Source organism: Methanobrevibacter thaueri (assembly GCF_015062905.1).
Classification (GTDB): domain Archaea; phylum Methanobacteriota; class Methanobacteria; order Methanobacteriales; family Methanobacteriaceae; genus Methanocatella; species Methanocatella thaueri_A.
This window is the reverse complement of the sequence record NZ_SUTK01000002.1, coordinates 81,782-106,182: the sequence shown is the minus strand read 5'-3', so window position 1 is coordinate 106,182 and position 24,401 is coordinate 81,782. Positions and strand designations below refer to the sequence as shown.

Genomic DNA, 24,401 nt, shown 5'->3' with positions numbered 1-24,401 from the left:
TATCTTAAGATATTCTTGTCCTTAAAGTTTCCTTGAGGAACCAGCAATATTAAAAATACAAATGCAAGATACGGCAGCTTGCAAAGACCTAACAGTAATGAAAGTCCGCAGAATAGTGCGACATGCTTTGCACCAAGGGATTCCTCTTCGGCTTTATACAGGTATATGAAATATGCAATTGTAAGTATTCCCAATCCAATCATCATCGAATCAATGCTGACTGAAGCCGCCTGATAAATCGAAAGGGGTATGCAGGCAACGGTGAGAAGCTGAACTTTCAGCACAGGTGATATTTTGATAGCTAGAGATATTAAAAAAGCATAAAAAACTAAATTAAATATTCTGCCAAGCCACAGCATCCAGATAACATTCATGTCAAATAGTTTTGCCAAAAAAATGCCGACTGCTTGAGGGAGGTATCCATAAAATGGGTTCTGCTCAAAGGCAGAGCCGTCAAGCATTGTTGAGTTGCTGATTTTGTCTGTATCGTCAGGCGTTTCAAAAACTGTCTTTTCCAGGTTGTCTAAAAAGAACATGTGGCTTTGAGATGTCCTGAAACCCACATCAGTATTGAGCTCCTGGCTGATCTTTCCTTCTGAAGTATGGTTGTACAATCTGGTGAGATTGTTAGGACCATCCTCCCAATGAGGAAATATCACTCCCTGTGACGTGATTTCTGCACGTGTAAGATGTTCCAGCTCGTCGCTGACATCTGCAATTGGTACGATTAGCGCCGACATTATTCCAAAGCATAATATGATTACAAAGGCAACCTTATACAGCTCATTTTCAGAGTCATGCATGAAATAATAAATGATGCAGAATATTCCCAAAATCGCAACGATGATAAATGAAGCCATTACAAACTGCGGGTTTGCGAAGTTTCTAGCCGAAAGTGTCGATGCACAGGTAACGGCAATGAATATTAAATAGATTATCAAATAATTTTTTGATTTTAAAAAAATTTCAGGAATATTTTCAGACATCTTCATTGTTTATTATTTTTTTGTGGAATATATATAATAATTTGTTGAAATTTTCTTATATTTTTCCTGTCCTCGTTTTTAAAACTAATTGAGAGGAATATAATTTTCTGGACACTATTTTTTTAATATAAATTTTTGATTACTTTTGTTTTTTTCCAAAAAAACAATAATATTATAAATAATAAAGAACTAATATTACAATATTATAAAATAATATTTTATTGGAGGAAATTTATGCTTCTATTAATAAGTCCTATAAATCGTGAAGAAGCTCTAGAATCTATTGAAGGTGGAGCAGATATTGTTGATGTGAAAAATCCTAAGGAAGGTTCTCTTGGAGCCAATTTCCCATGGGTTATTAAAGAAATCAGGGAATTGACTCCTGAAGATAAGCTTGTCAGTGCTACTTTAGGAGATGTGCCTTACAAACCAGGTACAGTTTCACTTGCAGCAATGGGAGCTCACGTTTCCGGAGCGGATTATATTAAAGTTGGATTATACGGAACAAAAGACCATGATGAAGCGGTTGAAGTCATGGAAAACGTTGTAAAAACTGTAAAAGATGTAAGTGAAGATACAATTATTGTGGCAGCAGGTTATGCAGATGCTCACCGTGTAGGTGCAGTTGACCCTATGGAAATACCAAAAGTTGCAAAGGATGCAGGATGCGACCTTGCAATGCTTGACACTGCTGTTAAAGACGGTCATACATTATTTGATTATTTAGATTTGGACAAATTGAAAGAATTTGTCGATGAAGCTCACGGATATGGTTTATTGACTGCCCTTGCAGGATCTGTTAAAAAAGACCAACTGAAACCATTGCACGATATCGGCTGTGATGTTGTTGGTATTAGGGGAGCAGCATGTGTTGGCGGTGACAGAAACACTGGAAAAATACACCATACCGCAGTTGCAGAGCTTAAAGAATTATTAGATTCATTTTAATTAGGTGTTAATCATGTCATTTTCAAAAAAAGTTCAAGAAGCAAGAATGTCTTATACCTTTGACGATTTCCTTTTGACCCCTAACGCAAGTTATGTTGAACCAAAGGACATTGATACTAAAATTGAATTAGGTAAAGGAATCAAATTGAATATCCCTGTTTTAAGTGCTGCTATGGATACAGTTACAGAAGCTGATCTCGCTATAGCCATGGCACAGGAAGGAGGGGTAGGTGTAATTCACAGAAACATCACACTTGAAAGACAAGTTGAAGAAGTCAGAAAGGTTAAAAATGCTGAAGATTTAACAATACGTGATGTAATTACCATTTCTCCTGATTCTACTGTAAGTGAAGCTGAAGAAACAATGCGTAATGAGCTCATCAGCGGTTTGCCTGTAGTTGATGATGATGAAATTTTAGGTATTATTTCAAAAAGGGATATCAGGCCGTTTTTGAAATCCGAACCGGCTACAGCAATTAAAGATATAATGACTTCAGATGTCGTTACCGTTGAGGAAGGAGTTTCCGCTGAAGAGGCTTTAAACATTGCATATGACAATAAGGTTGAAAGGCTTCCTGTTGTCCGTGACGGCAAACTAGTTGGAATCATTACAATCAAAGATATTCTAAACCAATCACAATATCCTAATGCTGCAAGAGATAAGGACGGCAACTTCCTGGTTGCTGCTGCTTGCGGTCCATTTGATTTGGATAGGGCTATGGCTTTAGACCAGGCTGGTGCGGATATCATTTCAATCGACTGTGCTCATGCTCACAACATGAATGTGGTAAAGTTCACTGAAACCATTAAGGACAATATTGATGCTGAGCTTTGTGTAGGTAACATTGCAACCGCTGAAGCTGCAGAAGACTTAATCTCAATGGGTGTAGATGCACTTAAAGTGGGTATCGGTCCTGGTTCAATGTGTACAACCCGTATTGTAGCTGGTGTCGGTGTGCCACAACTCACAGCAATCTCTGATGTTGCTGATGCTGCGGCTGATTCAGGCATTCCTGTCATTGCCGATGGTGGTATCAGATACTCAGGTGATGTTGCAAAAGCTATCGGTGCTGGTGCAGATGCAGTAATGTTAGGTAACCTGCTTGCGGCTTCCCTGGAAGCACCTGGTGACATTGTTATTATGCATGGTAAACAGTACAAGAAATACCGTGGAATGGGATCAATGGGTGCAATGACCAGCGAATTTGACGGTGGAGCAGACAGATACTTCCAAGGCCAAAAAAGTAAGATGAACCACACTAAATATGTGCCTGAAGGAATTGAAGGTGCTGTGCCATACAAAGGAACAGTTGCTGAAATCCTGTTCCAGTTAGTGGGTGGTTTAAAATCATCTATGGGTTATTGCGGTGCTGAAAATATCAAAGCAATGCAGGAAAAAGCAAACTTCGTTAGAATTACAAGCAGTGGTATTAAAGAATCCCACCCTCATGACTTGTTGATTACTAATGAAAGTCCTAATTATCCAACTCTTGACTAGTTGGATATAATTTTATATTTTTTTGATGGGAATTCAGGAATTTGGCATAATGATTTATAGGAATTATTTTTTCTCATCAAAAAGTAATTTTTTTCTTAAAATACTAATTTTAAGCAAACCTTTAAATATTAGTTAATCAAATATTATCATATTAGATAATTTTATGGTTATTTTATATAATCAATTTATTTTAAATTTTAATTATTATGGAGAAGATATAAATGGCAAGAACTAAAAAAGTGGGTATTACAGGTAGGTTCGGTGCAAGATACGGAAGAAAAGCAAAAAGATCTGTTAAAATCATTGAAGAAAACATGAAAAAGAATCATGTTTGTCCTAAATGTGATAGACCATACGTTAAAAGACAAGCTGCTGGAATTTGGAAATGCACAAAATGCGGTGCAGTATTTACCGGTGGAGCATACGTTCCTCAAACTCCAATGGCAAAATCTGCAGCACGCAGTATCAGAGACATTAAAGTGGAGGAATAGGCCTTGTATAGGTGTCCACGTTGTGGAGCAGAAGTAGACCATAAAAGCTACATGGAAAATAAATGTCCTAAATGCAGATATAGGATTTTATTTAAGAATGTTCCAGAAACAACTAGAATTATAAAAGCAAGATAAAATCTTTGCTTTTACTAAATTTTTTACTATTTTTGATTTAAATGTTAATATCAACTTCTAGAAAACCTTCTCAAAAGACTAGAAAGTTTTGTAAAAATTTAGCACGCGTTACAGATTCAACCTCAGTCAACAGAGGCAAGATGAACATGCGCGAGTTATTGCTAAAGGCACTGGAGGTTGATGAATATAATTTGGCCATTGTCAATGAAATTAAGGGAAACCCAAGTAGAATTTCCTTCTTCTCAAACAAAGGCGAATTATTGCTCACAATTCTCATTGGAGTGACATTGGATAATGAAAAAACAAATATCGCTCCATCCCAATTGAAAATAGTGTCTGAAGTTAAAAAGCTTGATGTCTTAAGTGACATTTTAGATTTGGATTTAGTGGACAAAGCTGAAGAAAATTATATTCTAGTTTCTAAAAGTGACGATTCAATAGCAAGAATCCATTTTGTAAATAAATTTGGTGACAGATTGAACTTCCAGATTAATGTCAAAAAGATTTTAGAGGTCACAAATGATTGATGAAAGTCCTCTGGAAGGAGTCAAAAGCAATATAGCTGTTGAATTTGATAGTGGCGATCAGGCAAAAATTGTTTACGATGCAATAATTCTGGAATTTGAAACCGCTCCTGATTTCAGGTCATCAATGACCATTGAGCTGGACGGATCCAGGATACTTATCGATATTGATGCGCAGGACGCTACCTCTTTTAGGGCCTCTGTCAACTCAGCAATCAAGTGGATTAAATTAGCATTAGAAATAAATAATTTGACAAATTAATACTTATATAATAATTAAGGTGATAAAATGGAGATTCCTGAAAATATTCAAGAACAATTAAATCAGTTTCAACAATTACAACAACAGGCTCAAGCTGTAACTATGCAAGTTCAGAATGTTGAAGTACAGATTCAAGAAACTGAAAAAGCATTAGAAGAACTTAAAAAGTCTGATGAAAATACTGAAGTATTCAAACAAGCAGGTACTTTACTTATCAAAGTAGAATACAAAGATGCTTTAGCTGACATGGAAGACAAGTTAGAAACTCTCGAGTTAAGAAAACAAACCATGACCCGCCAAGAAGAAAGAGTCATGAAAAAACTCCAGGAAATGCAAACCGCTATCCAATCAGCTATGCAAGGTATGGGCCAATAGGCTTAAACCTTAACTTTTTCTTTTTTTAGATTTTCATGTCAAAACTTAAGGTATTATCACAGGATGACTTGGCAACAATTTCAGATGATTTCGGTGAAATTTTAGAAAGTGAAATTTCAAAAGCATTGCCTGCCAAGGAAATCGAGGATTTGGACTTGGACATCATTTTAAGCTATGAAGACAAGCAGTTAGATGTTGATGTTGATGTCGGAGTCAGCTTTGATGAGCTGTCTGAAATCAACCAGGACCAGATTGCCAAGGCTATTGACGAGGCCTATGTAAGATTCGATTCCTACATTGACGAGAATTTCAGGGTCTGATTATTTTTTTTTAAATTTTTATGTAATACTTTTTATATATTTTATATTAATTAAAGTATTACTTTTTTATCAAAAAGTATTTATATCATTAAGTATAACTTTTATATAGAGTTTGAAGTAATCACAATAGCTTAGCAATATTAAGGACAAACACGTAATACTATCTTTCAAATTCCCTCTTAATTACTTCAAACTTCATTAACCATTACTTTTTTCAACTTGACTTTATCAAACAGAATTTATAACTTTTTGGCTTTTTAGGTTTCTCTAAAATTTCGTGTTTTATATTTTTTGAATAATCGTATATTTATGTTGATATTCTTATCATAATAATTATATTTTGTTTATTTTTTTCATTAATTATTATAAATTATTTATTCAAGTTTACTTTAATTTTTCTAAAATATAGTAACATTTATATATGATGTAGATTAACTTTATTAATAGAGGTTCATAACTATAACTGTTATTTACCATATGAATTGATCATTATTTTTTTATTCGAGGGAGGCGCTGGAAAACACTTCAGCTTCTCTCACCTCCTTAAGTTTTTAATACTAGTTTTTTCTTATTTTATATTATGATTAAAAAAATTCCAGTAATAGATTTAAAACAGCATCAGGCTGTAAGCGGCAAATCCGGAATGAGGGATACCTATCAACCATTAAACACTGTTTTTGCATCTTCATCCAATCCGGTTGAAATTGCACAGGGCCTGAAATTGAACGGTGCTGATGAAATGTATATAGCTGATTTGGATTTGATTGAATCAAACGGCCACAACATCTCAGAAATCAAGATGGTCAACACTGTCATTCCCGTCATGTTCGACGGCGGCGTTAAAAACTGCGAGTCATTTGAATTTTTCCTTGACTATGCATTCAAGGTAATCATTCCAACAGAAACCCTTGAAAGCATTGAGGAGATGGAAAAGATTTTTGAAAAGTATCCTAAGGAAAGGATTGTGGTCAGCATTGATACAAAGGACAGTGAGCTGCTTGCAAAACACCTTGATTTGAGTTTGTCTGAACTTAAAGAGATTTTGATAAGGTTGGATCCAAATGAAATCATACTTCTGGATATCACAGGCGTAGGCACTGAAAAGGGATACAACAAAAAATTATTGGATGAATTCGGTGAACTTAAGGACAAATTAATCATTGCTGGTGGGTTAAATAAAGATTCTTTGGTTGAATTGGAATCATTGGGCATAAAAAAAGTATTGATAGGAACTAGTCTACATTCAGGAGAGGTAAAACTCCTAGACTAGAACGCTTAAAACTGCATATGGGAATACACATGCCATAATAAATAGTATAATTCCTAAAGCCAATTTAGGATTATTTTCTTCAAGTGATCCGGAAACAATCAATACTATTGCAAAAAATCCAAAGATTACTGGAAGAATATGAGAAAATATTGTAGTTCCAACTATTGCCATTTTTAATCACTACTATAATTTTACCTTGTTTAGTTATATAAATTTAACTTTAAATTTAATTATTTGAGAATTAAATAAACTTTTTATATTAATTTTTTTAAATATTAGGTTATGAGAGTGGATACGCATCATCATCACAAAAAGGCAGGCGATAATCTGGCTGTGGTATTTTTCCTGAACCTGACATTCAATATAATCGTCATAATAGGAGCTCTTGCCACAAACAGTATGGCAATATTGAGCGATTTCATTCATGACTTGTCAGACACAATCTCCATAGCTTTGGCATGGTTTTTGGAGCGTATCGCTCAAAAGGAATCCTCTGAAAATTATTCCTATGGCTATCAGCGCTTTTCAATTCTTGGATCAGTGATAATATCCGTTTTTGTCATTATAATGGCATTTGTAATTTTATCTGAAGCCATTCCTAGATTGTTTGCTCCTGAAGGCGTTGACGCTGGTGGAATGCTGGTCATTGCAGTCATAGGTCTGGTATTCAAATCCCTTTCGGTCTACAGGCTTCACCGTGGCGAAACGTTCAATGAAAAGGCGATTCTGTTTCACCAGCTTGGGGATGTATTCGAATGGGTTGCAATCCTGATACTGAGTTTGGTATTGATGTTCTGGGACGGTGCGGCATATCTCGATCCGTTCGTTTCCATAGGCATTGCAATATGGCTCATATTCAATCTCGGACGCAACCTGATTAAATCGGTTCAGATATTGCTTCAGAAGACCCCAGACAATTTTGATGTCGATGAATTCAAGGCTTCAATCACTTCCATTGACGGTGTGAATGCAATCGATGACTTTCATGTCTGGTCACTTGACGGCATTGATTCTGTTCTGACAGTCAAGGTTTCAATCGGCAACTGGGAAATGCAAGAGGAGATAAAGAAAGAAATCTATGATATCGCTTCCAGATATCATATTGTTGACATTACTATAGAGTTTGATTGATCTTTTTAAATGGTGGAATTCATGACATTGGTGGTTATTGGACCTGTAACACGTGACCTGATTGTTATCGGTGATGAGAAGTCTCAAAGGATAGGTGGAGCGACCTATTTCCAAAGCTTTGTTTTCGAAGAATTTCATAATGATTATTTGGCCATCGTTAACTGTTCTGATGAAAAACTGGTTGATGAATTTCCTTCAAGTGACAAAGTTAAGGTGATTAAAAAGGATGACACTCATTTTTTCATAAATAACTATCCGTTTGAAGATGACCGGGACACAAGGGAGCAATTTAGCAATTTCGCCAATATTCCTATACTTCCAAGTGATTTGGATGGGATTCTGCCTTCTGAAATCGATGGTTTTGTATTGAATCCCTTGAATCGCTATGATTTTCCTGGCGAAACCATCGAATATCTGAAAAGTTTTGACGTCCCTATATTCGCATCGGTTCAGGGTTTCCTGAGACTTCCCGATGTTCAAGCAAATGAAAATTACACCATAAAATTATCCAAGTTTGATGAATTGGAAGACATTTTATCAGGCGTTGATGTAATATTTTTAGATGAGAAGGAGAAAAACATCATAGGTACAGAGTATGATGTAGGTGAGATGGTTATAACCAATGGTTCTCACGGCTCCAGAATACTTTCGGATAAGGAAATTAAAATCGATGCCGTTCCTTGTGTTAATCTTGTGGATACGACCGGTTGCGGCGACACATACATGGCAGCATATGTCTCACAGAAATTATTGTTCAAACCTCCCGAAATCGCCGGAAATTTTGCCTCCAAGATTGCCAGTGAAAAAATAGAAAATTATGGACCCTATAATTTTAAAAGTTAATCAATTTTTTTTAAATTTATATTAGTTATTTTAAATGGCCATCATATCTTATTTTCAATACTTTTTATTTGAAATTACCTTGATTAGAAAACTTTATTAATTAATATGATTATAATTATATATGCATTTTTGAATTTTTTTTACACTTTTAAAGGGTCATCATGTTAAACAAATCAACTAATATAATCGAAAAGGAATTTAAGAATTTACGTAAGGAGCTATTGGACTTAACTTTAAGAAACCAACTTCTTAATTTTAAATCAAGAGCTAAAACTATCACTATAGTAAATCAGTCTCCTATTAACCTTTATCAGACATTGGTGCTGCAGGAAAACAAGATGTATTTTGTGGCCAACAAGAAGGATAAGAAGGAAGATAAGTCTTCAGTCTGGGACCACATTCCATTTGATTTTTCAAAGTTTTCAGAAGGGGACAAGAAATTAGCTACTGATTTGACTCCAAAAGAGCTCCAAAAAAGATTATATTACATAAATAACCAGGCTAAAACAATGCTTCAGGAACAGGGTTATAACATCCTGTATCTGGCCATCGGCTTTTTGGAGTGGAAGGACAAGTCCAAGCCAAGGCAGAAGAACAAGGCGCCGCTGGTACTGATTCCTGTTTCAATGGAAAGGAAAAAGGTAGGCGAATCATTCAATCTTGAATGGACCGGAGAGGATATCCAAACCAACATTTCACTTAAGGCCAAGCTTCTTGAGGCAGGCATTGAACTTCCTGATTTTGAATTTAAGAAGTATGGGGAAGTTGTTGACCATTATATTGCAAGCGTCAAACGTGCAGTTTCACGTATGGACGGATGGGATGTCAACAATGATGTTGCCTTAGGATTTTTCAGTTTTACAAAATTCGTAATGTATAACGATTTGAACCCTGAAGCATGGGAAGACAATGTTGATTTGACTAAAAACGAGTTGATTCAAGCGATATTCAATCCTGCCAAGAATGACCAGGAATCCTTCAGGGAAGAGGACATCGATTCAAGGTTGGAATATCAGAACATGTATCAGGTTCTTGATGCAGATTCCTCCCAGATTGCTGCCATTCAGGATGTTAAGGCAGGACGCAATCTGGTGGTGGAAGGGCCTCCAGGCACAGGTAAGTCCCAGACAATCGTAAACCTTATTGCCGAGCTGTTGGCAGAGGGAAAATCAGTTTTATTCGTATCTGAAAAGATGGCTGCACTTGATGTGGTGAAAGACAGGCTTACCAGTGTTGGCTTGGGCAAGTTTGTTCTGGAATTGCACTCTCACAAGACCAGACGTAAGAAATTCCTGAAGGACCTTCAGAAGGCGACTAATGTAAGGGCACAGGAGCCTTTAAACATTGACAATACCATTCGCAAACTGGAAACGCTACGTCGTCAACTGGATGATTATTCTCATATTATTCATAGGCCTGCTTTTGCAGTTAACCTGTCTCCGTTCCAACTTTATGGATTGAAGGAATCTGCCGATGACCATTTTTCCCGTAAAGGCACTTTAATGCCATTGGTCAGATTCGAAAGTCCTGAAACTGTTTCCCTAAAGGATCTGGACGACATGAAAATTGCCCTTGAAAACCTGGCCGAACTGTACCAGACCATTTCAAAGGAAAACCCTTGGAGCAAGTGCGCTCCAAAAAGTCTCCTGCCGGCTGATTTAAGGGAAATAGAGATGCTTATCAATGACACTTTGCATGCTCTTGACAATTTCATGGTGGAGCGCGGAAGGGTGTATGACATTTATGGAATCAAGCAGCCAGACACATTGAATGAATTTCAGAATTCATTGTCTGCATTTGAGGTCATCAAGTCTCAGAATGCTGAACTGATTGACGGCAGCATACTCAAGTCAGGCGCATGGAACAATAACAATGATGATGCATTCCTGCTGATTCGGGAACTTGAAAAATACCAGAAACATGCTCGTGCATTAACCAAATTTAACCAAAACATTTTCCAGGCAGACATCGACAGGCTGATTTATGAGCTGCAACATCTCTCAGCCAAAAGATTCCGCTTCTTCAACAATAAGCAGTACATTGCGCTTGTTGAGATGTATTATGCGGTTCCGGTTCCAAACAGCATTGAGGAAATTATCAGGGACCTTCAACAGGCAAAGGCAGTTATCCATATCAGAAAAACCCTGGAGGCAAACAATGCCCTGGGTCAAAAATACTTCGGAGGATATTGGCATCTGAATGCAAATCCTAATGACTTATTGGCCATTGCACGTTGGATGAATGAATTTACCGCATTGGTTCGTCAGGGAACATTTTCCCAGAATACCATCGATTTGATGAGTAAGGACCTGTTCGACATCAATCCCGAAAGAGACCTTGCGGATTACATAGATTCAGGTGAGGAATTCGTCAGGGTGCTTTCAAGGCTTAAGGACAAGTTGAATCCAAGAAGCAAATTAATCTTTAAAAGGGAAACCGGTGATGTGCCGTTTGAAGCATGGAAAGAACAGCTGTATAATTGGAGAGGACAGCTATCAAGCCTTCACTTATGGTCACAGTACCTCAACACTAAAAATGCCCTTAAAACATCCAATGCAAAAATGTTTGTGGATTCAATTGAAAAGAGAAACATTAAGAAAGATGACATTGAAGCGTTGGTTAATGGAAACTTCGCAGATTCATTATTAAACATATTATTTATTGAAAATCAGGAATTGGCAACATTCGTTGGAGAATTGCATGAAAACCGTATCAAAGAGTTCAAGGATTTGGACAAGAAGATTTTAACTCTCAATCGTAAAAGGATTTACCATAAACTTAACAGCAATATTCCTAAAATATTTGGAGGGACTGAAAACCCTCAGGCTAAGATATTGGCCGGTGAATTCACAAGAAAAAGCGGACATATGCCGGTTAGAAAGCTTTTGGAAAAGGCCGGTGGAATGATCAAGCAGATTAAGCCTTGTTTCATGATGTCCCCATTATCAATTGCCCAATACTTGGATCCTACAAATGAGGAACTGCAATTTGATGTTGTTATTTTTGATGAGGCAAGTCAGGTAAAACCTGAAGATGCGCTCGGTGCATTCATGAGGGGAAAGACTGCAGTTGTCATGGGAGATACCCAGCAATTGCCTCCGACATCATTCTTTGACCAGATGTCAGATGCGGACAGCGATGAGGAGGAAGCGACCTCCCTGGATATGGAAAGTATCCTGCATTTATGTAAATTGTCATTCCCTGTTAAAATGCTGAAATGGCATTACCGTTCACGCCATGAATCCCTGATTACCGTGTCAAACAGGGAGTTTTATGATGATGACCTATTGGTTTATCCTTCACCTTCACATTCAGACCCTGAACTTGGTTTGAAATTCCATTACAATCCGAACACCCAATATTTAAGGGGAGCGTCATCCAAAAATCCATTGGAAGCGAAGGATGTCGTCGAAGAGATATTCAATCACTTTGAAAAGTATGGCGACACTAAAAGTTTGGGTGTAGGAACATTTTCAGTTGCGCAGAAAAATGCAATTCTTGAAGAGCTGGAAGTGAAACGTAAGGAACATCCTGAATTCGAGCCACTGTTCTCTGAAAATAAGGAAGAGCGTTTCTTTGTTAAAAACCTTGAAACAATACAGGGGGATGAAAGGGACGTTATCCTAATAAGTGTAGGATATGGTTACGACCAGGACGGCAAGATGTCACTTAACTTCGGTCCGCTGAATCAGGACGGTGGTGAGCGAAGGCTAAACGTATTGATTACCCGTGCAAGAGAGAAATGTGTCGTATTTTCAAACTTCAAAGCATATGACATGAACTTGACAGCAAATCCTCCATATGGTGTCAAATCACTAAGGGAATTCCTGGAGTATGCTGAAAACCTGACACTTGGAACCCACAGTTCCGGTGAGACATCAAAAGAACCGTTTGAAGATGCAATTGCTAGCTTTTTACAGGAAAACGGTTATACAGTAGATAAGCACATCGGTTGTGCCGGTTTCAGAGTGGATTTGGCTATTGTTGATGATGAAAATCCTGGAAAATACATACTTGGTATCACAACTGATGGAAAGATGTATGCCTCAAGCAAAGTTGCCCGTGACAGGGACAGGCTTCGTGAACAGGTATTGACAGGACTCGGATGGAAATTATATCATTTATGGTCTACAGACTGGTATAGGAACCGTGATTTGGGACGTAAAAAACTTCTGGACTTTGTTGAAAAGTCAATTCGTGAAACTCGCGAAGAGGAAAAACGCAGATCCGAAGAGGAAAAAAGGCTGGCTGAAAAAAGAAGATTGGAAGCTGAAAAGAAAGCCGAAGAATTACGCATTGCCCGTGAAAAAGAGGAAGCCGAAAGAAAAGCCAAAGAAGAGGCTGAAAGCGATGAGATTGATGCAGCTGACATTGGTCCTGAAGACTTCGTTGAAGTCGAAAAGGTAGATGATGGAGATTTCTTTGAAAAACCTATCGACGTTGGGGAACTTGATCCTGATGAATTCTTTAAGGAGGTAAATGCAGAAGATGCGGGCTCATCCAAAACAATTAATGAGGATGGTCCTTCTCAGGCCAAATCAGAGTTTGTTGAAGTTGAGGTTCCTGAGGTTAAGGATTATTCTGATGATGTTGGTGAGTCTGAGTTTGTTGAAGTTGAGGTTCCTGAGGTTAAGGATTATTCTGATGATGTTGGTGAGTCTGAGTTTGTTGAAGTTAATGAGCCTAGTGAAGCTAAGGATGATTCTGATGAGTCTCTTGGCGAAAATGATTTAGATGATGGTGTGTCTCAGGAAGTTGAAGCAGAAATTCCTAAAGATGATGATGCCGAAGTTTGGGAAGTTAGTGATGATGATTCCTCAAATAAAAATGATGATGCTGAAGTATGGGAATCTGACGAGGGTGTTTCCCCAGAGGATAATGCTGAAGTATGGGAAGATGAAAAGGATTATTCTGATGAAGAAAAGCCAAAATCAATTAAAGACAAACTAAAATCATTTTTAGGTCATAGTCATCTTCAGGAAGAGGATGAAGACTCTTCAATGTTGGGTGTTAAATTCACAAAAGATTTGAATGATGTAGATTTAGAGCAAGAATCCCCTGATAATGTTAAAGAGGATACTCATGAAGAAACTGTTGATTTGGGTTCCGATGATGATTATATTTATGTTGATCACAGTAATGATGAAGTAGCTGAGGAAAATTCTTCCAAGGTTACATTTGATAAAAAAATTGACAGCTCTTTTGACGAAGAAATCGTTGAAGAGACAATAGATGAGCCTGTTCGTGAGAAGGTTGTTGATGAGCCTGTTGTTGATTTTGTCGATGAGCCTGTTCGTGAGGAAATCGTTGAAGAGACAATAGATGAGCCTGTTCGTGAGGAAATCGTTGAAGAGACAATAGATGAGCCTGTTCGTGAGAAGGTTGTTGATGAGCCTGTTGTTGATTTTGTCGATGAGCCTGTTCGTGAGAAGGTTGTTGATGAGCCTGTTCGTGAGGAAGTTGTAGAGGAAACGATTGATGATAGGGTCGATTTGGGTTCTGATGAGGATTATATTTATGTTGATCACAGTAATGATGAGCCTGCTGATGAAGAATTTGACGATAGGGTCGATTTGGGTTCTGATGAGGATTATATTTATGTTGATCACAGTAATGATGAGCCTACTGATGACGAACATCAATCAAATGACGAAGAGATTAAGGATAATGAAATATCAAACGAACCTATTAATACACATCATAAATCAAGGGATATTTTCGTCAAATCTAGGATTTCAGATGTGGTTATGGGCGAGTCAAAATTAAAGCCTCAAGAGGTTAAAAAGGTTAAAGGTGAATTCATTGAAGATGACGATTTGCCGTTGCATAAACCCGCCCCTAAGGATGAGTTTGTTGTTGATGCCGAAATTATCAATGATGATGGATTAAATGCATTGAATGATGATCTGCCTGATTGGGACAAGCAAGAGGATGAGGAATGGAATATCTTTAATGACAATCTGCCTGATTGGGACAATAATGATGATTCAGGTGATGTTTCAGATATTGTTGAGGATGCCAAAAAGGAATATATCGATGAAACCTTTGAGAATATAGAATTTGATGCTGATAAGAAAGTATTTGATTTGGATGATGACGAAACTTACGCGGAAGACATTGAGGATTCAAATGTCGAAATGGAAACTCCTGTTGCAGATAATTATGATAATGTTCCGGATAGTGAAAGTTCTGATGTCATTGAAGAGGAGATTACTCAGGAATCTACAGATGGAGTTACATATTATCAGGGCTCAAATGATGTCACAAGCAAGCTGAGGAAAAACAATTTCTATTATGATGAAAATAAGCCTAGGTCTGTTAAAGACTCTATCAGAGGATTTAAGAAGGACATGAAATACATCAATAAGTCATTAAAGGAAATTGAAAATCCGACAAAGATAGATTATGTTTCCGTAGTTGACAGGACTGAAGAGTATGACCCTGCCGATTACCTCAACATGCCAAGTGATGACGATTCAGATAAGATTATTCAAAGGGAAGAGGAATTGACTTTCGCTGAAAAAGAAGAGATGAGAATCGAAAAAGAGATGACTATGGAGGCTCTTCAAAAAGAAATAGAAAGCGATGAAAATGTCATTGTTCCTGTCCATCAGCAATACAGAAGAGAGGAGCTTAAGGACCAGGCTTTAGAGGATATCATTCAGTCTGCCGATGAAGATTATAAGGAAATTGAAAAAGAAAGGCACAAACAGAATAATCAGCTTAAGGCATTCGATAATCATAAGTTGCCTGGCAAGAAGAAGCTTGAGGACAATATCCTGGATTATGTCGAATCAACAGATATAGGACTTAATTCATCTGATGACCTGTATAAAAAACCAATATCCAATGTTGCGGATTCTGTTAAACTTATCGTAGATATTGAAGGTCCGATTCATGTTAAGGAAGTTACAAAAAGAATAAAGGACAGCTGTCATATCAAACGTGCAGGATCCAATTTGAAAAAGACTGTCAATGCAGCCATTGAAGCTTCAGAAAATTCAGGCAGCATTATCAGAATCGGAGACTTTTTATATGATGCATCAAACAATGATGTTCTTATCAGAAGAAGGGAAAAACCGAATATAGACCTGATTTCTGATGAAGAGATAGCCAAAAGTATAGAGCTTGTATTAACTTATAATCCTAATATTTCAACAAATCAGGTTGCCAAGGAGACTTCACGCAATTTCGGATTCAGGTCAACTTCCAAAAAGACTGCAACAAGAATAAACAGTGTTTTGGATTTGATGATTGCGAACAATAGAGTTAAAATTGACAACGATCATGTTGAGCTTAAATAGTGTGTTTTATGTCAACCAAACTTAAATCCCCCGATAATTTGCCAAATAAGCCAGGCGTTTATATAATGAGAGATTCTTCCGACACAATCATATATGTGGGTAAGGCAAAGAATCTCATAAAGAGGGTCAAATCCTATTTCCGGGAGAAATTGGACAGGCCGAAAACCCAAATTTTGATGAGTCACTTTGACAGCCTGGAGTATATTGTAACCAATTCCGAAAAGGAAGCGCTAATTTTAGAGGCCACATTAATCAAAAAGCACCGTCCAAGGTATAATGTTCAGCTGAAGGATGACAAGCGTTACCCTTATGTAAAGATAACAGATGAGGATTTTCCGCGTTTGGTAATAACAAGAAACGTCACAAAAAACGGTATTTTCTACGGACCATTCACCGATGTGGGTTCTGTCAAGCAGACAGTTAAGTTTTTAAAGTCATTATTTAAAATCAGAACCTGCCGCAACATGAATGGGCCTTGTTTGAATGCCCAAATAGATTTATGCAACGCTCCTTGTGATGGAAAGATAACCAAAGAGGAATACTCCGAAATCATTAATAAGATTGACCTGTTTTTTCAGGGCAAATACTCAACAATTGTAAAGAACCTTAAAAAGGAAATGATGGAAGCCGCAGACAACGAGGAGTTTGAAAAGGCTGCGGTTATAAGGGACCAGATTGCATCAATAGAGGAGATTATGGAAAAGCAGTTTGTTGATCTGGTGGATGATGACCTGGACCAGGACGTGATTGCAATTGCACCCGGTGAAAATGAGGTTGTCGTTATTATCATGCCAATCAGAAACGGCAAAATTGTGGGCAGGGACGACTTTCTCATGAGCGCATCACAGTATGATTCGTCATCGGAAATCATGTTCGCATTCATTCAACAGTATTATGGCTATAACCGTCATGTTCCAAAGCAGATTCTTTTGGATGAGGATATTGATGATAAAGAGTTGCTTCAGGACTGGTTAAGCGATTTGAGAGGAAACAGGGTAAAAATCAAAGTTCCTCAAAAAGGGGTCAAGTTAAGGCTTGTGAAAATGGCAAAGAAAAATGCTGAAATCATTAAGCATCAGAAGAAAACTATGGAATCTGCATTAATAGAGCTTAAGAAATACCTTAAACTTGAAAAGATGCCTCGTGTAATTGAGGGATATGATATCAGTAACATTTCAGGCAAGTTTGCCGTAGGTTCAAAAGTGTCATTCAAGGACGGCAAGCCCAACAAAAAGATGTATAAACATTTCAAAATGGAAACCCCCGGTCCGAACGATTTTGCAATGATGGAGGAATTATTGACCCGCAGGTTGAAAATGGTGGACCGTGACCCCGAACCTGACTTAATAGTCATTGATGGAGGTAAAGGGCAACTGGGCATGGCATGCGGTGTTTTGGAGAAATTGAATCTGACACATATTCCAATCATTGGTCTTGCCAAGGAATTTGAAGAGGTATTCATTCCTAATTCTTCACGTCCAATCATTATTCCCAAAAACAATAAGGCACTGTATTTGCTTCAGCAAGTGCGTGATGAATCTCATAGGTTTGCGATAACTTATCATAGGAAACTTCGCAGCAAGAATATTTCGGCCTCTTCGCTTGATGATATCGCTGGCGTGGGTAAAAAAAGGAAGGTTGCTCTTTTGAAAGAGTTTGGAAGCATTGATAATATCAAGAAGGCGTCAGTGGCCCAGTTAGCTGAAATAGATGGCATGAATCAAAAAACGGCTGAAAATGTCTATAATTATTATCACTAACGTCTAATTATTTTTTATTCGAAAATACTAATTTTCCATTAACTTTAAATATGAGAATTTTAATAATGTTTTCATAACAGAATTAAAAAGGTTATATTTATATGGTAAAATGTCCACGGTGTGGGTATAACAATTCACCCTCAGCCGTATATTGTGATAACTGTGCCTATTTGTTAGCCGACTCACATGGTAATAGAATAAACAATGTGAAGCGTGAAAAGAGCTGGAACATGGGCATAGTAAAAAAAATTGTGATAGTGTTGGGGATTATTGTTGTAGCATATTTATTGTTCTCTTTTGTTTATAATAATACTCAACCGACCGAACAGGAATCATTAAACGTTATTACTGATGACGGAAGTCATCTTCAATCTTCTTCTTATCCATACAAAGCAAAAATCATGTACGAAGGTAGTTGGTATGCCGAAATGGGAGATCCGAATTACCTTGTAAAAGAGGCGGGTGACGGTACAAAAACTTATGTGCTTGACTGTGCCCCTTGGGAAAGAGTTGCTATCAGTGCACAAAAAGAAGATTTAGGTGACGGTGAACTTAAGATTCAACTTTTAAAAGATGATCAGGTCGTAGCCGAAAATTCAACTTCGAATACGGCGGGAAATATTGTAATAAATTATAATTATTAGAATTGACCCATTCTTGTCTCTAAAAGTTCCACAAGTTCGTCGGTTTTATAGATTCTGATTTCCTGGGAATCTTTATCTTTGAATATTTTGATAAAGTTGATTAGGTCATTGCATAGTTGGTCGTATTGGATACTTAGTGTGTTGAAGTTATTCAGTAGTCCAAATGCCTTTTGCTGGTCTAATTTAGGTTCGTCTCTCAAAATCCTTTCCATATTGGCAAAATGTGTTTCAATCATTATCTTTTCTTGTTCTAAGATATCCATATATTCTTGAATTTTATTCTCGCTAGCCATTTTTATCACTTGTTTTAATATTAAATTGTCAACATATAAATAGTTTCAAAAATATATTTCTATAAATATAAGGGGCATTTATAATGATTAAAGTTGAAAATGTAAGTAAAGATTATGAATTAACTGACGGAACCAAAGTCACAGCACTTAAGAATGTCAGTTTTGAAGTTAAAGAAGGTGAAATACTTGGAATCATGGGAAAGAGTGGTTCCGGTAAGACAACACTCCTGAGAGCATTAAGGGGTGTTGAACATATTGACGAAGGAAGCATTGAAGTAGGAGACGTAAAAGTAAAAGCTGGAGATTCTCAATTCTATTACAATAATCTCAAAAAGGAAACAGCTATTCATCTTCAAAGGTCTTTCGGAATATGGCCTGATACAGTACGTGAAAATGTATTGCGTAAGCTCTATGCCAGAAGATACTTCGATGAGGGGGACACCAATTTTGAAGTTGCAGAAAGCGAATTCGGTGAGGAAGCCGATGAATTGCTGGAGCTTGTTTCTTTAACCCATAAAAAAGACCACTATGCATCTGTCTTGAGCGGTGGTGAAAAACAAAGACTCATCATGGCAAGGCAACTTGCAAAACAGCCTACAGCTTTACTTCTTGACGAACCTGCAACCATGGCATGCCCTAAAACAAAACAAGAAATATTGGATGCAGTAAAAAAGATCAACAAGGAATTAAACATTACCATTATAATCGTATCCCACTTGCCTGATATTCAAAAATACCTGGCGGACAGGGTGATCCTGCTTGAAGATGGAGAGATTGTTGATGAAGGCTCACCAAAGGAAATCTGTGACAAGTTCATGGAGGATATGGATGACATTGTCGATATCAAGAACGTCTCAACCGATGAGGACCTCATTGACGTTAAGGATGTCTATAAAAGGTTCTACCTCCTGACCGGAGGGGAAGTTCTTCAGATGGAAGACATCAACTTCAAGGTTCAGGACAAGAATATCCTAAGCATCATCGGACCTAGCGGTGCAGGTAAGACAGTACTTTTGAGGATGCTTGGCGGATTGGATGACCCTGACAAGGGTGAAGTACTCTACAAGGTGGAGGACAGATGGGCGGATATTGACATCCCTGGATATGACCGTATGAAAATACGCTCAAAATTAGGATTCATGCACCAGGAATTTGCCTTAACCCACTATGCAACAGTATTGAGCCAGCTGTCCACAAGATTAGGATATAAGAAGCAGGACATTGTTAACGAGGCAAAGGAAAGGGCTGAAAGATTAGGCTTAAGCGAAGAATTGCTGGATTCATTTTATCTATTGACTGATTTGCCGGAAAGCGAGGCCAAGGAGCGTTTAAGACAGGTCGGTTTGGATGGAGAAATACTGAATGACCTGTTCCCAAGGTTCCCTGAAACCGCTACAAAAGAGGCTGTTGCGGACATCTTTGAAAGTCTTGATTTGGACATGGATATACTGCACAGAAAGTCATATGAATTGTCAGGCGGTCAAAAGGTACGTGTTATGCTTTCGCTGATATTGGTTTCAAGACCGAAATTCCTGCTTCTGGATGAGCCGTTCGGTGATCTGGACCCTGTTACCCTTAGGGATGTTACAAATGCATTGAAGACAATATCCAAGGATTACGGAATCACCATCGTAATGGTTTCCCACAACACAGACTTCATCAAGGAACTGTCCAACAGGGCATTGTTCATGGATGATGGAAAAATCATTGACGACAGCGAAGACATTGATGAAATAGTCGATAACTTCATTGATTTCTGTCATGCTGATTACTTGAAAGGGGATTAGTCAATGTTTGACGTTATTGCCGTTCCTGTCGACGGGTCCGAATACGGATACAAGGCCGCTGATGTGGCCATTGAAATCGCTCAAAAATTCGGTTCAAAAATCGCTGCCGTGCATGTTTTGGAGGAATTCTCTTTTAACAGCTATGATTCCGAGGAGGATTCCGGTGATGAAATCCTTGCAAGGATAACCAAGAAGGCATCTGAAGCTGATGTTGAAGTCATTGAACATCTGCTCACTGCAGACCCTTTAAGGGACATGAAATTCATTGTAGACCAGACCAGAGCAGATTTGGTTGTTATCCATGCACATGGTGCAAACAACAACAGATTCGTGTCATTTGATGAGAATAATGTCAGCGACACTCAAATCGGTTCAGTTTCAGAAAGGCTTCTGAGAACCTCTGAAGTTCCTGTATTATTGGTAAAATAATACTTTAAAACTTTTTTTTCTTTTCTATTTCCTATTAAATCGCTATTTTTTACTATACTTTTAAATATAATAAAAAACTAACTATTTATAACATAAATTGTTTATATTAAAGGAGATATTTTTATGATTGTAAAAGATTGGTGCTCATACTGCGGCGAATGTGCCGGAGTTTGTCCAAGAAACTTAATTCAAGTAAGAGAATACAGTTTGGTATTTAATGAAGATGAATGTAAAGAATGTTCAATATGTATTGATGCATGCCCTATTGATGCATTAGAAAGAGAGGAATGATAACATGATTGAAACTGATGTAATTGTAGTAGGTTCAGGACCTGCAGGTTCAAGCGCAGCAAAACACGCTGCATTAGGCGGAGCAAAAGTAATTTTAATGGATAAGAAATCCGAAATCGGATCTCCAAAAAGATGCGCTGAAGGGGTTTCAATCCAAGGGTTAGAAAAGTTAGGAATCGAACCTTCCCCAAGATGGGTGACCCAGGAAATCCAAGGTGTAAGAATCCAGACCCCTGATGCGACTGATGTATGGTTGACAAAAGATGAAGTCAAGTTGCCGGAAGCAGGTTACATTCTTGAAAGAAAAGTATTTGATAAGCACATGGCAATGGATGCCGCAAGAGCAGGTGCTGAAATCAAAATCAAAACCTTGGTTACAGGCATTGAAAAAATCGAAAACGGTTACATTGTCGAAACCGAATGCATGGGCGAAAAGATTGATTACAAATGTAAAATATTAATCGCTGCAGACGGTCCGGAAGGTCACGTTGCAAGATGGGCAGGCCTCAGACCAGCTGCAAAACCTAAAGAAATGGAATCCGGTGTACAATACGAAATGTGTAACGTTGAATTTGAAAGACCTGGCGTCATTGAATTCTACTTAGGTTCCTGCGCTCCTGGAGGATATGTATGGATTTTCCCTAAAGGAGACGACATTGCAAACGTAGGTTTAGCAATCCTTCCTCACAAAGCTGAAAAAACAGCAAAGGAATACCTTGACGATTTTGTTGCAAAATCACCTTACCTGAAAAACGCTCAGGCTGTTGAGCTGAATGTAGGTGGAGACCCTGTCGGCGGAATGACCAAAAAGCTTTATGATGACAACATCATGGTTGTAGGGGATGCTGCAGGACAAGTAAACCCATTGACCGGTGGAGGAATCATCTCCGGTATGACCGGTGGTATGTGTGCAGGTCAGGTGGCAGCACAAGCAATTAAGGAAGACTGCTCCAAAAAATTCCTAAAACAATATGATGAGATGGCACATGCTGAACTCGATCATGAAATCAAAAGATATAAAAAAGTTCAGGAATACTTGCTCACATTATCTGATGAAGAATTGGACAGCATTGCTCACGCATTCCAAGGTGAAAGCTTTGATAAGATTTCCACCACTGAAATCGTTAAAAAATTAATTAAGGTATCTCCAAAAGCTTTACTTAAATTAGGTAAATTCGTATAGGTGTTCAAATTGATTTTAGTTACTGGAGGAGCAGGCTATATCGGTTCCCATACCAATAAGGCCTTGCACAATGCAGGTTATGACACTGTTGTATTGGATAATCTGTCCAAGGGTTATGAAAACTTTGTAAAATGGGGAACCCTCGAAAACTATGATATCGGAAGTAGTGATTTAAGGGAAGTCTTCGAAAAATATGACATTGACGGTGTCATTCACTTTGCAGGATTCATTTCAGTTGCTGAATCTGTTGAAATGCCTCAAAAATATCTAAAGAACAATTATAAAAATACTATAAATCTCCTTAAAGTAATGAGGGAATACGGTGTAGACAAATTCATCTTCTCTTCAACTGCGGCTGTTTATGGAAACCCTGAAAAGATTCCAATAACTGAAGATTCTAACCTGAAGCCGATCAACCCTTACGGACACTCAAAATGGCTGGTTGAAAAGGCACTTGAAAGGGAAGCTGAAAAGGGCGACTTTAACTATGTCGCATTAAGATATTTCAATGCATCAGGATGTGATTTCGATGGTCAGATTGGAGAATTCCACGACCCTGAAACCCATTTGATTCCATTGATATTGGATGCTGCCATCGGAAAGCGTGACTGCATTTATATCTACGGTGATGATTATGACACTCCCGACGGAACATGCATTCGTGATTACATCCATGTAAACGACCTTGCCGATGCTCACATTAAGGCATATGAGTACTTATGCAATGAAGGTGAATCCGATGTCTTTAATCTTGGAAATGGTCAGGGATTTTCCGTTCGTGAAGTAATCGAAATGTGCAAAAAGGTCACAGGACGTGACTTTGAAGTTAAGGTCGATGAACGCCGTGAAGGTGACCCTGCCCGTTTGGTAGCGGACTCTTCCAAAATACGAAACAAGCTTGGCTGGACTCCTCAATATGATTTGGAAAAGATTGTAGAGTCAGCCTGGATGTGGCATCAGAAAATCAATGGAATTTAGGTAATGTCCATGGAAACCCAGAATCATGACTCAAAAATTGATGTTCGTATAATTGTAGGCGGTTTGGATATTGCACAGCTTGTATCAAAAGCTGTAAACAATATTCAGCTTGAAAATGACTATAACATAATTGTTTCATCTATCATTCCGACAGTTGAACTCAGCATTGTCAAAAAGGTTGCCGGTGGTGCTGACATTTTGCTTATTGGAGGATATGGTCACGATGAAACATATAATATTCTTTATAATGAATTGAAAACTGATTTTAACCATATAGGACTGTTTGATTATAACAACATAATTATTGAAGACGAATCAATCGACTTTAAGCTGGCCGAAAAGGAAATTCTGAATTCAATAATCAAATCCACTCTTTCTTATTCCTTGAATCTAATCAACATCCACACTTTGGAAAACAAGCTGATGAAAGTGACTCATAACTATAATAACCTATTGGATGATTACAATCAGCTCATCAAGGAGCAGGAAGTGCTGACACGTGAAAACAGTGAATTGCGTGAAGATATAAATGACATCAAATCCGATTATTCCGCATTCAAGTCACGTTATGAGGATATCTACTCAAAGGAAATCCTGGAAATTTTCAATCTCTATGATTTGTGGCAGGATACATTCAGGCAGGACTTAACTGATGAGGAAAGGATCGTCATCGCCACAAACAAGTTCAAACCTGATAACATCATTGTTGGCCAGGGATATATTGCGGCCGAATCCAGAAATAAGGCTATAGAATGGCTCAACATCGTCAGGACTGCACTGATTTTTGTAGATGATAATGAAGATGATTTGAAAAGAGAATTGGATTCCAATGACGAAGCCACAGCTCCTGAAGTCATCGATGACTATGAAATTCCAAACACTTTTGAAAACTTCTGGGACTAAAACATTAATTATTTTATACTAGTTTTATCAAAGATATAATTATACT

The 24,401-nt window shown here is 37.8% G+C and carries 23 protein-coding genes; 20 read left to right on the top strand and 3 right to left on the bottom strand.

The window, feature by feature from the left end; translation table 11 throughout:
* The coding region (locus tag E7Z79_RS00975) for a DUF2142 domain-containing protein (protein ID WP_303738115.1) at positions 1 to 992 on the bottom strand (992 nt) is incomplete at its 3' end.
* A gap of 228 nt (positions 993 to 1,220) precedes the next feature.
* Between E7Z79_RS00975 and E7Z79_RS00970 the strand changes: the two genes are divergently transcribed.
* The 9 genes from E7Z79_RS00970 to E7Z79_RS00930 all read left to right on the top strand — a co-directional run bounded on the left by E7Z79_RS00970 (position 1,221) and on the right by E7Z79_RS00930 (position 6,809).
* A complete protein-coding gene (locus E7Z79_RS00970) occupies positions 1,221 to 1,934 on the top strand; it encodes a (5-formylfuran-3-yl)methyl phosphate synthase (RefSeq protein ID WP_303738114.1) in 714 nt (237 codons plus the stop codon).
* A gap of 13 nt (positions 1,935 to 1,947) precedes the next feature.
* Positions 1,948 to 3,432, top strand: coding sequence for an IMP dehydrogenase (guaB, locus tag E7Z79_RS00965; RefSeq protein ID WP_303738113.1), 1,485 nt, complete (start codon positions 1,948 to 1,950; stop codon positions 3,430 to 3,432).
* Positions 3,433 to 3,653: 221 nt separating this feature from the next.
* Entirely contained in the window at positions 3,654 to 3,923 is a 270-nt protein-coding gene (rpl37A, locus tag E7Z79_RS00960) for a 50S ribosomal protein L37Ae (protein ID WP_303738112.1), read from the top strand.
* A gap of 3 nt (positions 3,924 to 3,926) precedes the next feature.
* Positions 3,927 to 4,058: a DNA-directed RNA polymerase subunit P gene (locus E7Z79_RS00955; protein ID WP_082706360.1), complete on the top strand. Its 132-nt coding sequence runs from the start codon at positions 3,927 to 3,929 to the stop codon at positions 4,056 to 4,058.
* 41 nt (positions 4,059 to 4,099) lie between these two features.
* Positions 4,100 to 4,585 (top strand): Brix domain-containing protein, encoded by a 486-nt coding sequence (locus E7Z79_RS00950; RefSeq protein WP_303738111.1) that lies wholly within the window; start codon positions 4,100 to 4,102, stop codon positions 4,583 to 4,585.
* Positions 4,578 to 4,844 carry a KEOPS complex subunit Pcc1 gene (locus tag E7Z79_RS00945; protein ID WP_303738110.1) on the top strand — a complete coding sequence of 89 codons (267 nt, stop codon included), beginning with the start codon at positions 4,578 to 4,580 and terminating at the stop codon, positions 4,842 to 4,844. Before E7Z79_RS00950 ends, E7Z79_RS00945 begins: the two co-directional genes overlap by 8 nt.
* Before the next feature lie 27 nt (positions 4,845 to 4,871).
* The gene (locus E7Z79_RS00940; protein ID WP_303738109.1) at positions 4,872 to 5,219 is read left to right on the top strand and encodes a prefoldin subunit beta; all 348 of its coding nucleotides are present in this window, start codon (positions 4,872 to 4,874) and stop codon (positions 5,217 to 5,219) included.
* Positions 5,220 to 5,254: 35 nt separating this feature from the next.
* A complete protein-coding gene (locus E7Z79_RS00935; protein WP_303738108.1) occupies positions 5,255 to 5,539 on the top strand; it encodes a DUF3194 domain-containing protein in 285 nt (94 codons plus the stop codon).
* Positions 5,540 to 6,119: 580 nt separating this feature from the next.
* Positions 6,120 to 6,809: a HisA/HisF family protein gene (locus tag E7Z79_RS00930; protein WP_303738107.1), complete on the top strand. Its 690-nt coding sequence runs from the start codon at positions 6,120 to 6,122 to the stop codon at positions 6,807 to 6,809.
* On the opposite strand, the gene E7Z79_RS00925 is transcribed toward E7Z79_RS00930, so the two are convergent.
* Positions 6,801 to 6,980, bottom strand: a complete 180-nt coding sequence (locus E7Z79_RS00925; protein WP_303738106.1) for a hypothetical protein — start codon at positions 6,978 to 6,980, stop codon at positions 6,801 to 6,803. The two genes, E7Z79_RS00930 and E7Z79_RS00925, sit on opposite strands and share 9 nt — an antisense overlap.
* 111 nt (positions 6,981 to 7,091) lie before the next feature.
* Between E7Z79_RS00925 and E7Z79_RS00920 the strand changes: the two genes are divergently transcribed.
* From E7Z79_RS00920 to E7Z79_RS00900, 5 genes are all read left to right on the top strand, one after another.
* A complete protein-coding gene (locus tag E7Z79_RS00920; RefSeq protein WP_303738105.1) occupies positions 7,092 to 7,940 on the top strand; it encodes a cation diffusion facilitator family transporter in 849 nt (282 codons plus the stop codon).
* A 21-nt stretch (positions 7,941 to 7,961) separates the two neighbouring features.
* Complete coding sequence (locus E7Z79_RS00915) at positions 7,962 to 8,783, top strand: PfkB family carbohydrate kinase (protein WP_303738104.1); 822 nt, start codon at positions 7,962 to 7,964, stop codon at positions 8,781 to 8,783.
* A gap of 161 nt (positions 8,784 to 8,944) precedes the next feature.
* On the top strand, positions 8,945 to 16,087 hold the full coding sequence (locus E7Z79_RS00910) for a DUF3320 domain-containing protein (protein ID WP_303738103.1): 7,143 nt from the start codon (positions 8,945 to 8,947) through the stop codon (positions 16,085 to 16,087).
* 8 nt (positions 16,088 to 16,095) lie between these two features.
* The gene (gene uvrC / locus E7Z79_RS00905; protein WP_303738102.1) at positions 16,096 to 17,847 is read left to right on the top strand and encodes an excinuclease ABC subunit UvrC; all 1,752 of its coding nucleotides are present in this window, start codon (positions 16,096 to 16,098) and stop codon (positions 17,845 to 17,847) included.
* Positions 17,848 to 18,248: 401 nt separating this feature from the next.
* The gene (locus E7Z79_RS00900; RefSeq protein WP_303738101.1) at positions 18,249 to 18,491 is read left to right on the top strand and encodes a hypothetical protein; all 243 of its coding nucleotides are present in this window, start codon (positions 18,249 to 18,251) and stop codon (positions 18,489 to 18,491) included.
* Here the strand turns inward: E7Z79_RS00900 and E7Z79_RS00895 are convergent.
* Complete coding sequence (locus E7Z79_RS00895; protein WP_303738100.1) at positions 18,488 to 18,784, bottom strand: hypothetical protein; 297 nt, start codon at positions 18,782 to 18,784, stop codon at positions 18,488 to 18,490. The genes E7Z79_RS00900 and E7Z79_RS00895 overlap by 4 nt on opposite strands.
* A gap of 83 nt (positions 18,785 to 18,867) precedes the next feature.
* Between E7Z79_RS00895 and E7Z79_RS00890 the strand changes: the two genes are divergently transcribed.
* The 6 genes from E7Z79_RS00890 (at position 18,868) to E7Z79_RS00865 (ending at position 24,355) form a co-directional block, all read left to right on the top strand.
* Positions 18,868 to 20,571: an ATP-binding cassette domain-containing protein gene (locus tag E7Z79_RS00890; RefSeq protein ID WP_303738099.1), complete on the top strand. Its 1,704-nt coding sequence runs from the start codon at positions 18,868 to 18,870 to the stop codon at positions 20,569 to 20,571.
* Positions 20,572 to 20,574: 3 nt separating this feature from the next.
* The gene (locus E7Z79_RS00885) at positions 20,575 to 21,000 is read left to right on the top strand and encodes a universal stress protein (RefSeq protein WP_303738098.1); all 426 of its coding nucleotides are present in this window, start codon (positions 20,575 to 20,577) and stop codon (positions 20,998 to 21,000) included.
* Between the two features lie 123 nt (positions 21,001 to 21,123).
* Complete coding sequence (locus tag E7Z79_RS00880; protein WP_303738097.1) at positions 21,124 to 21,291, top strand: 4Fe-4S binding protein; 168 nt, start codon at positions 21,124 to 21,126, stop codon at positions 21,289 to 21,291.
* A 4-nt stretch (positions 21,292 to 21,295) separates the two neighbouring features.
* Positions 21,296 to 22,474 (top strand): NAD(P)/FAD-dependent oxidoreductase, encoded by a 1,179-nt coding sequence (locus E7Z79_RS00875; protein WP_303738096.1) that lies wholly within the window; start codon positions 21,296 to 21,298, stop codon positions 22,472 to 22,474.
* Between the two features lie 9 nt (positions 22,475 to 22,483).
* Complete coding sequence (gene galE / locus E7Z79_RS00870; protein ID WP_303738095.1) at positions 22,484 to 23,452, top strand: UDP-glucose 4-epimerase GalE; 969 nt, start codon at positions 22,484 to 22,486, stop codon at positions 23,450 to 23,452.
* Positions 23,453 to 23,461: 9 nt separating this feature from the next.
* A complete protein-coding gene (locus E7Z79_RS00865) occupies positions 23,462 to 24,355 on the top strand; it encodes a hypothetical protein (protein WP_303738094.1) in 894 nt (297 codons plus the stop codon).
* Positions 24,356 to 24,401: the final 46 nt, after the last annotated feature.